Origin of the sequence: Brochothrix campestris, assembly GCF_046058945.1 — a bacterium.
Taxonomy (GTDB): Bacteria; Bacillota; Bacilli; order Lactobacillales; family Listeriaceae; genus Brochothrix; species Brochothrix campestris.
Genome location: NZ_CP175511.1, coordinates 1,693,615 through 1,709,554 on the forward strand (window position 1 = coordinate 1,693,615; position 15,940 = coordinate 1,709,554).

Genomic DNA, 15,940 nt, shown 5'->3' on the forward strand with positions numbered 1-15,940 from the left:
ATCGCCTTCAGCCTCTATTCTTTTATTCGTGATTTGTGCTATACTATATTAATGTATCGATAGAGGAGGAATTTTTTAATGGCACGTCGCGTAAAAATTATGGAAAAATCGATTGACCTTGCAAATGTAAGAGACATCTTTTTCTCAAATGAGTTTAAAAAAACAGTCGCTAAACCGGCTAAAGAAGCAATGGATCACAAGGTGCTTGTTGCTAAAATCAAAGAATCATATGGTATTACTGAGGATAACAACTATGATGCGTCACTTGAAAAGGCAGATACGAACTTTATCTACGGTGAAGATGCACCTGAATTTGCCATTATGACTGCAGCAATGACACGCATAAAGGATGCTAACGCACCGGCTGAAGAACGTAAACAAGCGTTTTATTCAATGCTTGATGTGTATAAACTGAAGATGGTTGATGTGCAAGTTGCACAAAAAACATTAAACGTTGAATACAAAGAATATAAAAATGAACGTCCGCGCACAGCTGAGGGTTGGGGCGAGCGTCAAAAAGTGTACAAACGTGAAAAATACGTTTTCACTGAAGAACATTACAAAGCAGCCGATAAAATCATGCGTAAATTCCATGGTGCAGCTGAATAAGGTACAAAAAAGCGTGTCACACAACTTAAAACATTGTGTGACACGCTTTTTTATACTGTCTTTTTTACGAAGCTGCAGTGCAGATAACTCACCGACACGCTTTCGGACAGCATTGGGATGCAAATAATTCTGTTTTTATTTGCGACCGACTATTCCGTTGGTTCCTTCATTCCAACTGATAAGTTCACTCACTGGTAAACGTGGCGATGGATGGGCAACTTTGGCCGCCTTCCCGATTGCAACAAACATGACGGCTTGGTAGCGTTCGCTATCGATGTTTAAGGCCGCCATCACTTCTTCACGTTCAAACCCACCAATCGGATTTGTATCATAACCGTAGGCTTTTGCAACGAGCATTAATTGCATGGCAACTAAGTTTGCATCGTTCGTCGCAAGTGCATGACGAACTGTCGTTGGGGCGGCAATTATCGTTTCATTAACAGCCTTCACAAAGTAGTCCTTCACTTCGGGCGTCATTGTTCCAGCAGCCACATTTTGTCCGAAAATTTCTTCGACTCTATCGGCATGGTTCGCATCGCCTAAAATTAAGATCATCGCGGCTGAGCTGTGTAACTGCCCCTGATTAAAGCGAACCAGTTTGTCTAACTTTTGTTTTTGTTCGGCAGCTTCAACAATCACGAAGCGCCAGGGCTGTAAATTAATCGAAGAAGGTGCTCGTGTTGCTAGGGTCAGCATCTCTTCCATTTCAGCTCGTGGTATTTTGACCGTTTCATCAAATACTTTAACGGAATGACGGCTGTTGATTGCGTCAATTAAGCGGATATCTTTAGTCATTTAATGTTACTCCCTTTGTTTATTACTGTGATTAAATCATTTAGTTTGGCAAGTATGTTTTCTTCTTGTTCTACGGGCAAATCGAGCGCGCCGAAACAGTTCACGACGGCTGCTTTAACATCTGCTTCTAGTATCTTCGCCTTATCGGTTAAGACAATGACGACTTTACGTTCGTCTGTTTGTGAACGTTGACGTAGCACTAGTTGACTAGCTTCCATTCGTTTCAACATTGGCGACAACGTGCCTGAGTTTAGCTGGACGCGTTCACCAATTTGCGTCACACTTAACTGATTTTCTTCCCATAACACAAGCAAGACGAGGTATTGCGGATAAGTTAGCTCAAAACGTTCTAAAAGAGGACGATAGAGTTGGTCAAATTGTCGGGCCAGCTTGTGGACAGTAAAACACACTTGTTGATTTAGAATCACGCTTATTCCCTCACTTTAATTAGTCTACAACGTTTAATGTGACATCGATGTTGCCGCGGGTTGCTTTTGAATACGGGCAAACGTCATGCGCTTTAGCTACGAGTGCTTGCGCTGTTTCATGGTCGACATTAGCGATTTGTACGTCTAGTATAACACCAATTTTGAAACCGTTGTCGACTGGATCACCATAAAGTGTCACAGTCCCTGTTACTGTACTTGTTGTTTTAATTTGTGCACGTTGCATTACAACTTCTAAAGCACTGTTAAAACAAGCGCTATAACCTGCTGCAAACAGCTGTTCTGGATTGGTACCTGAACCTCCATCGCCACCTAATTCAGTCGGAGCTGAAATATCATAGTAAAAAATATTGTCGGGTGACGATACTTCACCACTGCGTCCCCCAGTATTAATAATCGTTGTTTCATATAATTTTTTCATTATTGATCATCCTCTCGTTTTTTTAATTGTTCACAATTAAGTTGCGCACAATATAATTTACCATAAAAAAAAGCAGCTGTCACGTGATTGAATCGTAACAGCTGGTTTCGCTTTAATTTTCCACTTCGGTCATGCCAATCATCGGATCAATCGTATGGACATTTTCAGGTGTTAAAATGTAGTCAGCTGTTGCACTCACCGGTTCGGGTTCCGCAGTCGTGCGCGTTAGTCGTTGCAGTAAGGATGTATGTCGTGAAATATCACTTTGGCGGACGGTTGCCTGTTCAAAGGCTGATTCTTCACCACACATAATTAAAAACTGCCGGCTTCTCGTCATCGCAGTGTATAAAATATCGCGGCGTAACATCCGGTAATACGACTTCAACATCGGTAAAATCACAATGGGAAACTCTGAGCCCTGTGCCTTATGTACCGAACAGCAGTATGCATGTGTAATTTGATTTAAATCGCCCCGCAAATAAGTCACTTCCGTTTGATCGAATTCAATCACCAACGTGTCTTGCTTTTCAATCGTCTCTTTGGCATAAATGATGCTGACAATCGTTCCCATATCACCGTTAAAAACATTGCTTTCGGGTTGGTTCACGAGTTGCAACACCTTATCGCCCACTCGATAAAGCACATCACCGTATTGAATTTCCTTGCGTTTACCGTCAGGGTTCGGGTTTAAAATCGCTTGCAGTTCTTCATTCATTTTTGTAATGCCGGCAGGACCACGATAAAGTGGAATGAGCACTTGAATGTCTTTGGCAGTAAAGCCTTTTTTCGCTGCATTTTTGACGACTTTTCCGACCACCTCAGATAACTGTTGCGTATTGCAATGGAAGAAAGAGCGATCGGCAGTATTTTGTTTGAAATCAGCGGGTAACACGCCTTCTTTAACATGATGGGCCAATTCGATAATTGACGACCCCTCAGCTTGACGATAAATATCAGTCAATGAAATCGTCGGCAAAGCCGCTGAAGCTAAGATATCTTTTAAAAATTGGCCTGGTCCGACTGATGGCAACTGATCTTTATCACCGACAAAGATGACCTGCATGTTGGTCGGGACGGAACGAAGCAGTTGATTCGCTAACCAAATATCAACCATACTTGATTCATCGATAATGAGTAACTGCCCTTCGAGTTCACGTTCAACATCATCGGACTTGTTCTCTTGCCCGGTCATACCGAGCAGTCGATGAATCGTCATCGCTGGTAAGTTGGTCGATTCACTCATCCGCTTCGCTGCACGTCCAGTTGGTGCTGCCAACACGACCGGGAACGCCGGACCGCCATCCTTATAGGCACTCGGATCTAAACTGAGGCCATTCAATTCAGCAAACAATTCAACAATTCCTTTAATGACGGTCGTCTTACCGGTACCGGGACCACCGGTTAAAATCATCGTTGCTGAATTAAGGGCGGTTTCAATCGCTTCACTTTGCGAGGGTGCATAGGCGACATTGATGCGTTCTTCTAATTCTCCAAGCGCCTTTAAAAAATCAGCTTTCTCGAATAAAGTCCGCTTCGCCTGTGCCTTTTGCAGACGGAGTAAATGATGTGCCACCCCTTTTTCGGCATGATACAACGAGGGCAAGTAAATACGCGTTTCTTCTTGCACGAGCTCATTATTTTGCAGCAAACTTTGGAGGGCATCGCTAATTTCAGTTTCGGCAATACTCGTGCCATCACTCGTTACGAGCAATCGCTTCGTACTCATGACTGTTTCATCATATTCTAAGTAAACATGGCCATTTTGCATACACTCAGAATCAACGGTAAACATTAGCGCCGCACTGAGGCGAGCAGGATGATTACCACCCATCCCGATTTTTTGTCCGAGTTCATCGGCACGGCCAAAGCCAATACCGGCAACATCATGGATTAATTGGAAAGGGTTTTCGTTAATCACTTCGAGCGTTTTTTGTTGATACGTTTGAAAGATACGCATCGCGAGTTGGGGCCCAAAGCCCATCTCATTTAATTTAATCATCACGAGCTCAAGGCCTTCATTTTCTTGTAAGGTTTGTGCCAGTGTTTTTTTTAGTTTAGCCGTCAATTTAGGAACCTGGTCTAAGACGGTGGCATCTTGTAATATACGTGAGATGGCGTCGTTACCCAATACATCAACAATTTTTTCGGCCGTTTTCTTCCCCACCCCTTTAAACATGTCACTCGATAAGTAACTCGCAACGCCTGCTTTTGTCGCTGGTAATTCTTTTTTAAAGGTGGTGACTTGGAACTGGCGGCCATACTTAGGATGCTCAGACACGGTGCCTTCGAGATGGTAGCGTTCTTCCGGCGATAACTGTGGCAAATAGCCTGTTACGACAATTTCGCGGTCCTCCCACTCAACATTGCTATCTTTTACTTCCAGTCGTAATACTGAAAAAAGGTTCGTGGCATTATGAAAGATGGTTGTAACAACATTACCTTTAACATAGAGTGGTTCAGTTACAGCTGCATCTGTCTTACTTTGTTCAACCATCGGTCTTTACCTCCCCTTATTGTTCGTAAGCACGAATAGCATCAAGCGCACTTTGCGCCATTTCATGTGTTGGATCAAGCACTAATACTTGCTCGAATAATGGTGTAATGAGGTTTGAATCTTCACCATTCATCAAGCGGGCAGTTGCTAAATAATACAACGCATCAGCCTGTGTTTCATCCAGTACTAATACTTGTTCAAACGCAGCAATCGCTTCTGGCATCATTTCAAGTTGCGCTAATACAAGGGCATATTGGAATAAGGCTTCGGTATCGGTCGGATTTTTTTCGGTAGCTGTTAACAAATAAGGCAACGCTAGTTTTGCTTTACCGTCTGTTAATAACGAAATGCCCAGCATGAAATAAACATCAGCTTCATCCAAGCCTTTTTCGAGTGCTAGTTGAAATTTTCGAGCTGCTTTTGTGTATTCTTGAGCTTGGTAATACAGATTACCATAACTATAATAAATCGTCGGTGCCTCTGCATCGACTTCGATGGCACGGTCATAAAAACGGGCTGCGCGTTCAACATCACCCATTGACAGTAACACGTTACCAAAGTTGACGTATGCGACAACATCGGTCGGCTCGTTTTCAATTTGTGCGGTTAACACTTTCACCGCTTCTTCTACTTCACCTTTTTGCATATGTTCTAACGCTTTTGCATTTAAATCTGTCATGTGTCTTTCGCTCCTCTTTATCTAATCATTCTTTCATTTTACCATATATTACAGGTTTTAAAACCATTGCACGTCTTTTAGCGTAATAAAAGCTGCCTCTTTTTAAGAGACAGCTTACAACTTTTAACTTTTGCTCAACTTCCCCAATACGTATCGGTTGTATTTCTCATCACACTCTTACTAACATGTGCCGAAGTTTTATCTTTAACCCATACACGACCTGTATCTACCCTAACATAGTGCGGCCAAATGGTTGTTTTCATCTGTACACGACTATAATGTTTTTTCCCTTTCCACTTTGTCTCGGCATGACCCTGTTTATAATTCCCTGCATAATTTGTCCATCCTCTATGTGATTCAGGTTTACTAGCGACCTTCGCCAATGGTTGATACCCTTCTCCTTCAATCCATCCAACATAAGCATAATCAGCTTGAACGGTCTGACTTACTAGCATTATACCTAAAACGATTCCAGTTAAAAGTAGGCCACGTTTCATATTCTTCATTCTCCTTGTTAGTTTGCTAGCTAATATCAATCACCTGGTCCGCTGCTTGAGCCAGAGCATCATTATGTGTGTCGAGCACAAGCGTTTGTTCCGGCTGGCGATGCGTTTGTAACAATGACATCACCTGACGTTCATTTTCATCATCAAGTGCAACGGACTGATTGCTAACTTCGTTAACCACTGTTCAACCCGCTGTGCAATTTCTTGCGGCGCTATCTGTTGATATTTCAATGGCAACGCAATGTTATCAAAGACTGTTTTACGACTAATGAGTGGTGCTTCTTGAAAAATGAAGCCAATCTTATCACGACAAAAATCACTCCGCTCATTCGCAGTAAATGTGCTAAAAGCCTTTCCTTCAAAAAAAACGTCACCTCGATCGCTAACAATTAAACCGGCAAGGATTTTTAATAAGGTTGATTTTCCCGCACCACTGCGGCCGCGAATACAAACAAAGGAGCCACGGGCAATTTTTAAACTAAGTCCTTCAAACAATTGTTTTTGTCTTTCGCCATCCTCAAAGCTTTTTGCCACCTGCCGTAACACAATCATTTTTGACCTCCTTCATCTTTACTCAAATGATAAAACACCTGCGCAATACTCACACCTGGTAGTAATTGCATCACCAAAAGCAACATCGCTAAGCGCCCAACTACTAACCAACTCCCACTAAACCAATACAAGGGCAACACAACAATAAAGCTTGCAAGCACCGTTTGTAACAGCAGTTCGACCATCACGACGGTTGTCAAAAAATACCATTTCGCTCCGATAACTAAATGCAACACATAATCGGCTCGAAAAAGTTTGATTTTATAGACTGCTAAGGCTGTAACTGCAGCTGTTGTACAAATAAATAGCACCATCGTTATTAAGCGTAAATACAACTGACTCTCTTGTAATCCCGCTATAAAATCACTAATGAATTGAGTACTAACACCAATAATTTGCAATGACGGAAAATTGTTAATTGTTGCTGAAGCCTGAGCGATTGCGTGTTGAACATGACTAAGAGAGTCATTGGTATACAAGTACCCATTCACTGCATTCAAAAAATGACGCTGTTGAAAGGCAGCTGTCTGCTCGGACTGTGGCAGGGCTAAATCAATTAAAAATGGCAAAATAAGGTAACGATTCAAATCAAATGTTTCATCCTCCCGTAAAAATAACACTTGATTTTGTGCAGTAAAACCTTGAACCACTACGTTCATAACCGCGCCTAAATACTCAATTTTCAACGTGTCACTAATGCTGTGGTAAGGACGATAAGCCGCACCTAACAGCACTGGCACATTCATGTCGTACGTTTGCAGAAATGTTGGGCTTGTAAAGAATGTACCTTCCATTAAATGCATGTCAGCAAACTGTAAACCCGCTTGATTCAACTGTAGGGCTTTATAGTCTCGCCGATAGTAAAATTAAGCTAGACAAATAAAAAAGTCATTTGTGCGACACTCAAAATAGTTCCGACCAAAGAATTATTAGGAGTGAAGACAAATGACCTATAAACATCTTACACCAAATGAGCTTGTAATGATAGAAGCCTATTTCCAAACGAAACAATCTGTTTTAACCGTATCGAAGATATTTGGACGTTCAAGACAAACGATTTATAATGTCTACAATTTTCTTAAAAAAGGTTTATCAGCTAATGATTATTATCAAAGATACAAAGAAAATAAAACATATTGTGGCAGACGTTCTATCATTTTAAGTGCGGATCAACAAACTTACATTCAGAAAATGACAGCTAAAGGCTGGACACCTGATGTGATTATTGGTCGTGCTGAGATACCTATCTCATGTTCTGTTAGAACGCTCTATCGCCTATTTAAAGCGAACGACTTCGATATCACAAAGCTACCAATGAAAGGTAAACGTAAGCCAAACGGACACAACGAACGTCGCGGAAGGCAAGCATTTAAGCGTAATATTTCGGAACGATTGACTGATTATACGCAATTCAATGAAGAATTTGGACACTTGGAAGGTGATACAATTGTCGGTGTTCATCATAAAAGTGCTGTTATCACGTTAGTTGAGCGACTTTCAAAAAGTGATTATCACATTAAAACCAGCAGATATCGAAAAAGCAACGACGGCTTGGTTACAATCTATTCCCAAAAACATGTTTAAATCAATCACGTTTGATTGTGGAAAAGAATTCTCAAACTGGAAAGAAATGAGTAACTCGAATGATATCTCTATCTATTTTGCGGATCCTGGAACACCTTCACAACGCGGTCTAAACCAAAATTCTAATGGCATTTTGCGTCGAAATGGCTTGCCAAAAAAGATGGACTTTAACCAAGTTGTCCAAAACTTCATTTCAGCTGTTGCTTCAAAAAGAAATCACATACCAAGAAAATCATTAAATTACCGGACACCATTGGAAGTGTTTTTGAGTGACGTAAATGAAGAACAATTGTCCAGCTTAATTTGACAAATAAGAAAGACAAAAAAAGCAGTGCTCATCGCACTGCTTCAAACTGCTTTTATTTTGAAAGTTAGTTCAAGTGACTTTCGCTGCAAGATGACTTGACTGAAAAGAAACGTTGTTATGTCCTCTAGTTCAATCAGCTAACTTATATGCTATTTCATGGAAAAGTAGCGACGGCAACTAGTCGCTCTTCTTTTCCATTCCAATGTCTTCAAAGTTAAACGAGCTGATTTCACTGTTATTTTTAGCCTACGTACGTTATCAATTCACCCTCACGGTATAGGCGATCGATTGTCGCACCGCCGAGGCATTCTTCGCCATCATAAAGCACGACCGATTGACCGGGTGTGACGGCACGAGCAGGTTCTTTAAACGTCACTTTAATTTCATCACCGATGACGTCAACGGTCACTGCCACATCTGTTTGGCGGTAACGGAATTTAGCTGTACACTCAAACGAGCCTGTCTTAGGTGTTTTAGACGTCCAGCTCACTTTATTGGCGATTAAAGCCGTTGATAAAAGGGCCGGGTGGTCAAAGCCTTGACCAACATATAACGTATTGCTCGCTACATCTTTACCGACAACAAACCACGGTTCACCTTCGCCACCAATGCCTAAGCCTTGGCGTTGGCCAATCGTATAATACATCAACCCATCATGTTGACCCATCACTTCGCCTTCAAGCGTCGTCATTTTTCCTGGTTGAGCTGGTAAATACTCACTCAAAAAGTCTTTGAAATTACGTTCACCGATAAAGCAAATACCCGTACTGTCTTTTTTCTTTGCTGTCGCTAACGCTGCTTCTTCGGCACGACGACGTACTTCGGGCTTTTCAATCGCACCCAGCGGGAACATTACTTTTTTTAATTGTGCTTGTGACAATTGATTCAAGAAATACGTTTGATCTTTGTTATTATCAACCCCACGTAACATCTTCACTTCACCGTTTTCATCGCGAACTGAACGGGCATAGTGACCGGTGGCAACGTAATCTGCACCGAGGTTTTCGGCATGTTCTAAAAAGGCCTTGAATTTAATTTCTTTGTTGCACATCACATCTGGATTAGGCGTACGTCCTAATTTATATTCTGCTAAAAAGTAAGTAAACACCTTATCCCAATATTCTTTTTCAAAATTAACGGCATAATACGGAATGCCAATTTCATTCGCTACTTTACGGACATCTTCGTAATCTTCGGTCGCTGTACAAACGCCAAATTCATCGGTATCGTCCCAGTTTTTCATGAATACACCAATTACATCATAACCTTGTTCTTTTAACATTAACGCCGTTACTGATGAGTCAACCCCACCAGACATTCCCACGACGACACGTGTGTTTGCATTATCATTCGTTTCCATCATTTCCACTCCTTTTATTTCGCCAATCGTTTATAAATACGAACCGTTTCGGCTGCTACGGCTTCAATCGCTGTTTTTGTTAAATTAATGCCAAAGCTAAAGCGCAAGCTCGCTTTTAATGCTGGTGTTTCGGGCCCATACATCGCCACCAAGACATGTGACGGTTCAATGCTCCCCGCCATACATGCCGAGCCACTCGAAACAGCAATTCCTGCCATATCAAGGTTCACTAAAAAGGCTTCAACAGAGACATGTTTGAAATGAATATTTAAAATATGGCTTAAACTATTTTCCCAACTGCCATTAATTTCATAGTCAACGCCCGCAACATCGAGCGCACCTATCATAATTTGTTTAAAGCCTTCGTAATCTTGTTGTTTTTGAGCACGTGTCTCTTCAGCAATTTTAACCGCTTCTGCAAAACCAACAATTGCCGGAAGGTTTTCAGTGCCGCCACGACGTTTACGTTCCTGATCACCACCGTACATTAGTTCGTGCAATTTCGTTTGAGCACGAACATATAAAAAACCAACACCACGAGGACCATTTAATTTATGCGCGCTGGTCGACAACAAATCAACTTGGAGGTCATCGACATTCATCGCTTCAAGGCCATACGCCTGTACGGCATCCGTATGAAATGTTGCCGAATGATTCGCGAGCAAGGCACCAATTTTTTTGATTGGTTGCACCGTTCCCACCTCGTTATTGCCATACATAATCGATACTAAGATTGTATCCGGACGAAGGGCATCGCGGATATCTGATAGAGCCACTTGTCCCTCGCGCGAAACAGGTAAATATGTCAGTTCAAACCCTTGTCGTTCCAACTCTTTGGCCGTTTTCAAGACTGCAGCATGTTCAATCGCTGTTGTAATAATATGCTTACCTTCATGTTGACGAGCTAATGCCGTCCCCATTAACGCTAAATTATCACTCTCGGTGCCGCCACTCGTCATTAACAACTCGCTGTCTTTAGCTCCAATCGATTGGGCTAATGTGTGACGCGCTGTATCTAATGCATAGCGGGCTTCGCGACCAAAATGATGCACACTACTTGGATTACCGGGTAATGATTGCATCACCTTTACCATTGCTGTAATAACGTCAGGATGTGTTGGTGACGTTGCGGCATGATCTACATATATTTGTTTCACTTGACTGCATCTCCTCTATTATACTAATCGTGGCTGTTGAAGCTATACGATTAAATTTCCATATCTATTGATTTTAAAAAAGAAATCACTAAAAAGCAAGTTTCTGGTTTGTAATTTAAAACTGTCAGTTTTCAGTGAACTTCAGTTGCTAAACTTTTTTAAAAGTGCTATATTTAGGTCATAAGGAATACCTGATGTGTGCGTTAGAGTACCTATTTATTTTGACCGAACATATTTGTTACGGGAGACGTAAAAAACGTGGTGAACAAAAGCCTTTTCATGAGGACTTGTGAGCCCCGGTGAGTGTCACCCACCTGCTGTAAGAGCGGGTACAAAATTTAGGGAAAATCGACGGCACAATCGGGGTTCTTTTTTTTGCTATTTTTTATGTTTTTCAAGCAATTCATACATGTCTGCCAAAGCATTTTCGAACTTACCCGATCGTTTCGGTAAGTAGTAATGCTTTTTTTTGATGTTATTTGGCAAGTATTGTTGCTTAACCCAATAACCGGGAAAATGTGTCGTTGGGTAGGCGTGAGGATATTTATAATCGACCGCTCGACCTAACTTAGCCGCGCCACGATAGTGACCATCCTTGAGATGATCCGGTATTTCACCACTGACCCCTTTACGAATATCACTTAATGCGGCATCGATTGCTAAATAGGCAGAATTCGACTTCGGTGCCAACGCTAACTCGATCACGGCATTAGCCAGTGGAATGCGCGCTTCAGGGAAACCGATTTTTTCGGCTGTTTGAATGGCTGCCAACACATGCACACCTACTTGCGGATTAGCCAAGCCAATATCTTCATATGCCATCACGAGCAACCGACGGCTAATGCTAAATAAATCACCGGCTTCAATCAGGCGCCCCAAATAATGCAAGGCCGCATCGGCATCGCTGCCGCGAATTGCTTTTTGCAAGGCACTTAGCACATCATAATGGCCGTCACCATCTTTATCCATCGCTAGACTTTTACGTTGCAAACACACTTCCGCTGTTTCTATCGTCACCACAACTTTATCATCTTCGTTAGCTGGGGTTGAAATAACTGCCAGTTCTAGGCCATTAAGTGCGCCACGCACATCGCCGTTGCTACTATAAGCAAAGTGTTCTAACGCAGCCTCACTGACTTCCGTTTGATACATCCCCAGGCCTTTTTCGGTATCGGCCAAGGCACGCTCTAACGCAACCACAATTTCTGCGGCCGTTAACGGTTTTAATTCGAAAATTTGTGTCCGACTACGAATCGCGGGATTAATTGCAATATAAGGGTTACTCGTCGTCGCCCCAATCAAAATAATCCGCCCACTTTCGAGATGTGGCAGTAAAAAGTCCTGTTTTGCTTTATCGAGGCGATGAACTTCGTCGAGCAGTAAAATAACATGGCCACTCATCCGTGCTTCAGCTGCCACAATTTCGAGGTCTTTTTTATTGTTAGTCACCGCATTAAGTGAGCGAAAGGCATATTTCGTACTGCCAGCAATCGCATTTGCAATTGATGTTTTGCCAATTCCAGGTGGTCCATACAGTATCATCGATGTTAAGCGTTTCGCTGTTACCATCCGATCAATAATCATACCTGGTGCCACGAGATGACTTTGACCAATAATCTCACTGAGACGTTGTGGACGCATCCGATAAGCTAGCGGTGTATCCATTTCCATTTTTTTCAGCTCCTTGCCCTTGTCGAGTCTCTGTTACTTGCTTCTCTAGTTTATCATAAATCATCGCCTTATTCAGTCATTCATCCGGTGGACTGCACCTTAAAAGAACGATATAACCCCGAGATAAGGCGATTTGTGGTATAATTCGAGTAGATATTATACTGTGTAGGAGGGTTTTGCTTGAAAATTTCAACTAAGGGACGTTATGGTTTAACCATTGTGATTGAATTGGCTAAACGTGAAGGACAAGGACCAACATCCTTAAAAACAATCGCGAAAACGCATGATTTAAGTGAACATTATTTAGAACAACTTATTTCACCTCTCCGTAATGCCGGCATTGTCCGCTCAATCCGTGGTGCCTATGGTGGCTATGTGTTAGCTAAAGAAGCTCACACCATTACTGCAGGTGATGTTTTACGCTTGCTTGAAGGACCGATTTCACTCGTTGAAGGACTCGAAAACGAAGAACCTGCTAAACGTGAACTTTGGAGTCGTATTCGAGATGCGGTTAAAGACGTGCTCGATTCAACGACAATTGATGACTTAGCCAACTATAATGAATCGGATGATTCCAGTGGCTATATGTTTTACATCTAACAGAAAGGAAGATTTGAATGACCTCTCCCTTTACTTACTTTTGGTTTTTATTAATCGGTATTTATTTACTCGCACTCGTCTTAACGGTATTGCATTTGCGTTTTCTCAAACAGCGCTTTTTATTTTTAATTCCAACACTGTTCGTTATGACGAGTGTGTCTTTTTTACTGGTAGCCATCTTCCAACGTAACTTTAATAATTTTTTATACGGACAAATTGGATCAATGTTTTTTGGCGGTGCGTTGTTCAGTATTTTACTGATTATGATTACGCGGAATTTATTTACTAACGAAAAAAAATAGGCTTACACGGATTATATCAGCACTGTCTGGTATAATCCTTTGTCTTTTAAAGCCGACAACTATATAATAGAAATTACAAGCACTAAACTATATTACTGTGTGCTACTTCGATTGGAGTGATACTTAATGAAACGTCTACCGCTCATAACGATAATCATCGCCTTGTTGCTTGTGCTTTTTTTCTGCGTTCAAAGATGGAGTGCCTCACAAGTTGACGTTACCTTCGTGATGCTCGTCCAAGAAAAAGAGGGTTCCAACGACATTAGAGGCTTAATTGAAGGTGCTGGCAGCCAACATTTTAAATTCAAGCTCAATGATAAACTCTGGCAAGCGACCCAGTCCAATCATCGCTATGAAGTAAAGGCTACTTATAAAAATAAACATAAGCTTTCATCAAAAAAGAAAGAACGACTCGAGGGTCCATTTTGGTCGAACGAACGTAATTATGACATGTTAGCAAATGAGGTCAGCATTCAAAAACTGACATTAATTAAATAAAAAAGAGAGCCGACAGTTGGAGAAACTGCCACTATAATTAGATACAACTAAAAAAGAGCACCTCAAATTTGGTAAAATAAATTTGGAGGTGTTTTCTGATGTCAAAACATAATTTTTATCCTGTTGAATTAAAGATTCAAATTATTAAACGGTTTCTGAATGGTGAAAGCGCAGCTTCACTTCGTGAAGAATTTAAAATCCCTAGTAGTGGAACTCTTTACAGATGGAAAGATTGGTACCTAAATGGTGAAATAAGAAGTCTAGAAAGTTCTTCTGGACGACGATTAGAAAAGGATATTTCTATATCTGAACAATTGGATAAAGTAACGAAAGAGCTAAACTTATTAAAAAAATATTTTTCTCAAGAAAGATGGTGATAGCTGAAAATATAGTGCAGTTTATTAAACAAAATACAGATACCTTTTCCATTACTAAATTAACGGAATTATTTGGAATATCTAGAAGTTTTTATTATCGTCACCAAAATAAAGAGACATTTAAATTTTCCTATCTAGAGCAAAGGATTCAAAAACTAACGAAAGAAAATCACTTACTCTATGGCTATCGGAAAATTCATGCACTTATCAGTAACGCGTTTTTTGTAGGTATTAATAAAGGAGCTAGGATTATGCGTAAATAGGGATAAAATTGTATTGTGAAGAAGAAAAAATTTAAGAAGCTTGGTAATCCAAATGAATTTTTTGGAAATGTCATTACTAAGGATTGGGCAATAGCTATACCTCTTTGTAAAGTGACAATGGCTATTACTTAGCTACCTTAAAGCAAATGGATAAATTTCCAAAAGGAGCCATTTTACCTAGTGAGCAAGGTTCAACCTACACTACAAAAGAATTTTTTGAAGTAGCCCGCAAAAAAACGTTATCCGAAGTATGTCCCGTATGGGGACGCCCTCAGATAACGCACCAATAGAATTGTTTCATTCCTCGTTAAAGTCTGAAACATTCTACATTAACAAAGAACCGATTGGTTCTAATAACATTGTAATCGATAGTGTTGAAAACTACATTACATTTTGGAATAACAAACGAGTCTTAACGAAATTAGGTCATCTTTCACCAGTAGATTACCGGAAAAAGATGACCTAATGAGATGCTCTTTTTAAATTGTGTCAAAAAGTAGTTGCATTCCCGTTTTCTATCGGTTCTCTTTTAGGTTTTAGACAAAGTCGAATCAAATTGCTTTTACTTTGAATGTTAGTTCAAGTGACTTTAGCTACGAGAATATAAGGCTAAATCGACATACTGTTAGTCTCTCCGGCCTAAATAAATCATTACCAAACGTAATAATTCCATCACAGCAACTGCTGCAGCTGCAACATACGTCATCGCAGCGGCACTTAACACTTTACGTGCCTGTGGCTCTTCATCACTTTGCAAAATACCAGTAGCTACCAATTGATTTAACGCCCGATTTGATGCATCAAATTCAACTGGCAAGGTAACGAGTTGAAACAGCACACCAGCAGCCATTAAAGCAATCCCGATTAACAAGAAACTGTTTAATGCAGTGAAAATAATCCCAATTAAAATAAACACATACGAGATATTTGAACTGATGTTTGCTACCGGAACAAGTGCGCTGCGTACGCGCATGAAGTTATAGTTTTGCGCATCTTGAATCGCATGTCCAACTTCATGTGCAGCGACTGCTGTGCCAGCGATTGTTGTCCCATGATAGTTCGCTTCTGATAAAAAGACACCTTTTTTACTCGGATCATAGTGATCGGTTAAATGCCCTTTAACAGGGTGAATTGTTACATCAAACAAGCCATTCTCATCTAAAATACGACGTGCCACTTGTGCACCTGTCATCCCATTACGGTTGGGTACTTTTTGGTATTTTTCATACGTCGCTTTGACACGATATTGTGCCCACAGCGGAATAATCATGATGACGACAATATAAATTAAATATGAACCCATTATTAACACATCCTTA

General features: G+C 40.9%; 19 protein-coding genes, 1 other RNA gene and 1 pseudogene. 9 read left to right on the forward strand and 12 right to left on the reverse strand.

Annotated features, from left to right (window positions below):
- Window positions 1-78 precede the first annotated feature (78 nt).
- On the forward strand, window positions 79-609 hold the full coding sequence (locus tag ACJYYY_RS08365; protein WP_408868820.1) for a hypothetical protein: 531 nt from the start codon (window positions 79-81) through the stop codon (window positions 607-609).
- Between the two features lie 135 nt (window positions 610-744).
- Here the strand turns inward: ACJYYY_RS08365 and ACJYYY_RS08370 are convergent, their stop codons facing one another.
- The 8 genes from ACJYYY_RS08370 to ACJYYY_RS08405 form a co-directional block, all read right to left on the reverse strand.
- Window positions 745-1,404: a nitroreductase family protein gene (locus ACJYYY_RS08370; RefSeq protein WP_035314079.1), complete on the reverse strand. Its 660-nt coding sequence runs from the start codon at window positions 1,402-1,404 to the stop codon at window positions 745-747.
- Window positions 1,401-1,832 carry a MarR family winged helix-turn-helix transcriptional regulator gene (locus tag ACJYYY_RS08375; RefSeq protein ID WP_051456889.1) on the reverse strand — a complete coding sequence of 144 codons (432 nt, stop codon included), beginning with the start codon at window positions 1,830-1,832 and terminating at the stop codon, window positions 1,401-1,403. Before ACJYYY_RS08375 ends, ACJYYY_RS08370 begins: the two co-directional genes overlap by 4 nt.
- A 19-nt stretch (window positions 1,833-1,851) precedes the next feature.
- Window positions 1,852-2,271 carry an organic hydroperoxide resistance protein gene (locus ACJYYY_RS08380; protein WP_035314082.1) on the reverse strand — a complete coding sequence of 140 codons (420 nt, stop codon included), beginning with the start codon at window positions 2,269-2,271 and terminating at the stop codon, window positions 1,852-1,854.
- A gap of 112 nt (window positions 2,272-2,383) precedes the next feature.
- Window positions 2,384-4,765, reverse strand: a complete 2,382-nt coding sequence (locus ACJYYY_RS08385; RefSeq protein WP_408868821.1) for an ATP-dependent RecD-like DNA helicase — start codon at window positions 4,763-4,765, stop codon at window positions 2,384-2,386.
- A 16-nt stretch (window positions 4,766-4,781) separates the two neighbouring features.
- Window positions 4,782-5,444 carry a tetratricopeptide repeat protein gene (locus ACJYYY_RS08390; protein ID WP_035314084.1) on the reverse strand — a complete coding sequence of 221 codons (663 nt, stop codon included), beginning with the start codon at window positions 5,442-5,444 and terminating at the stop codon, window positions 4,782-4,784.
- Between the two features lie 134 nt (window positions 5,445-5,578).
- Entirely contained in the window at window positions 5,579-5,941 is a 363-nt protein-coding gene (locus ACJYYY_RS08395) for a hypothetical protein (protein WP_035314086.1), read from the reverse strand.
- 129 nt (window positions 5,942-6,070) lie between these two features.
- A complete protein-coding gene (locus ACJYYY_RS08400) occupies window positions 6,071-6,502 on the reverse strand; it encodes an ATP-binding cassette domain-containing protein (protein WP_408868822.1) in 432 nt (143 codons plus the stop codon).
- Window positions 6,499-7,296 (reverse strand): hypothetical protein, encoded by a 798-nt coding sequence (locus ACJYYY_RS08405; RefSeq protein WP_408868823.1) that lies wholly within the window; start codon window positions 7,294-7,296, stop codon window positions 6,499-6,501. The genes ACJYYY_RS08400 and ACJYYY_RS08405 overlap by 4 nt, the downstream gene beginning before the upstream one ends.
- A 187-nt stretch (window positions 7,297-7,483) precedes the next feature.
- Between ACJYYY_RS08405 and ACJYYY_RS08410 the strand changes: the two are divergent.
- Window positions 7,484-8,393, forward strand: a pseudogene (locus ACJYYY_RS08410) (IS30 family transposase).
- A gap of 241 nt (window positions 8,394-8,634) precedes the next feature.
- Here the strand turns inward: ACJYYY_RS08410 and mnmA are convergent.
- Window positions 8,635-9,753: a tRNA 2-thiouridine(34) synthase MnmA gene (gene mnmA / locus ACJYYY_RS08415; RefSeq protein WP_408868824.1), complete on the reverse strand. Its 1,119-nt coding sequence runs from the start codon at window positions 9,751-9,753 to the stop codon at window positions 8,635-8,637.
- 14 nt (window positions 9,754-9,767) lie between these two features.
- Window positions 9,768-10,910, reverse strand: coding sequence for a cysteine desulfurase family protein (locus tag ACJYYY_RS08420; RefSeq protein WP_035315693.1), 1,143 nt, complete (start codon window positions 10,908-10,910; stop codon window positions 9,768-9,770).
- Window positions 10,911-11,095: 185 nt separating this feature from the next.
- Here ACJYYY_RS08420 and ssrS point away from each other — a divergent pair.
- Window positions 11,096-11,281, forward strand: a non-coding RNA gene (ssrS, locus tag ACJYYY_RS08425) — 6S RNA.
- Window positions 11,282-11,288: 7 nt separating this feature from the next.
- Here the strand turns inward: ssrS and ACJYYY_RS08430 are convergent.
- Complete coding sequence (locus ACJYYY_RS08430; protein ID WP_156921236.1) at window positions 11,289-12,575, reverse strand: replication-associated recombination protein A; 1,287 nt, start codon at window positions 12,573-12,575, stop codon at window positions 11,289-11,291.
- Window positions 12,576-12,761: 186 nt separating this feature from the next.
- Here ACJYYY_RS08430 and cymR point away from each other — a divergent pair, with 186 nt between their 5' ends.
- The 6 genes from cymR (at window position 12,762) to ACJYYY_RS08460 (ending at window position 15,087) form a co-directional block, all read left to right on the forward strand.
- Window positions 12,762-13,181, forward strand: a complete 420-nt coding sequence (gene cymR / locus ACJYYY_RS08435; RefSeq protein WP_035315690.1) for a cysteine metabolism transcriptional regulator CymR — start codon at window positions 12,762-12,764, stop codon at window positions 13,179-13,181.
- Window positions 13,182-13,198: 17 nt separating this feature from the next.
- Window positions 13,199-13,483, forward strand: coding sequence for a hypothetical protein (locus ACJYYY_RS08440; RefSeq protein ID WP_408868825.1), 285 nt, complete (start codon window positions 13,199-13,201; stop codon window positions 13,481-13,483).
- Between the two features lie 126 nt (window positions 13,484-13,609).
- Entirely contained in the window at window positions 13,610-13,981 is a 372-nt protein-coding gene (locus tag ACJYYY_RS08445) for a hypothetical protein (protein ID WP_035315687.1), read from the forward strand.
- 98 nt (window positions 13,982-14,079) lie between these two features.
- On the forward strand, window positions 14,080-14,358 hold the full coding sequence (locus ACJYYY_RS08450) for a helix-turn-helix domain-containing protein (RefSeq protein WP_035312926.1): 279 nt from the start codon (window positions 14,080-14,082) through the stop codon (window positions 14,356-14,358).
- On the forward strand, window positions 14,352-14,621 hold the full coding sequence (locus ACJYYY_RS08455; protein ID WP_408868826.1) for a hypothetical protein: 270 nt from the start codon (window positions 14,352-14,354) through the stop codon (window positions 14,619-14,621). The genes ACJYYY_RS08450 and ACJYYY_RS08455 overlap by 7 nt, the downstream gene beginning before the upstream one ends.
- 259 nt (window positions 14,622-14,880) lie before the next feature.
- Window positions 14,881-15,087, forward strand: coding sequence for an IS3 family transposase (locus ACJYYY_RS08460; protein ID WP_408868827.1), 207 nt, complete (start codon window positions 14,881-14,883; stop codon window positions 15,085-15,087).
- A 159-nt stretch (window positions 15,088-15,246) separates the two neighbouring features.
- Here ACJYYY_RS08460 and ACJYYY_RS08465 read toward each other — a convergent pair whose 3' ends face one another.
- Window positions 15,247-15,924: a zinc metallopeptidase gene (locus tag ACJYYY_RS08465; RefSeq protein ID WP_035313444.1), complete on the reverse strand. Its 678-nt coding sequence runs from the start codon at window positions 15,922-15,924 to the stop codon at window positions 15,247-15,249.
- Window positions 15,925-15,940 lie beyond the last annotated feature (16 nt).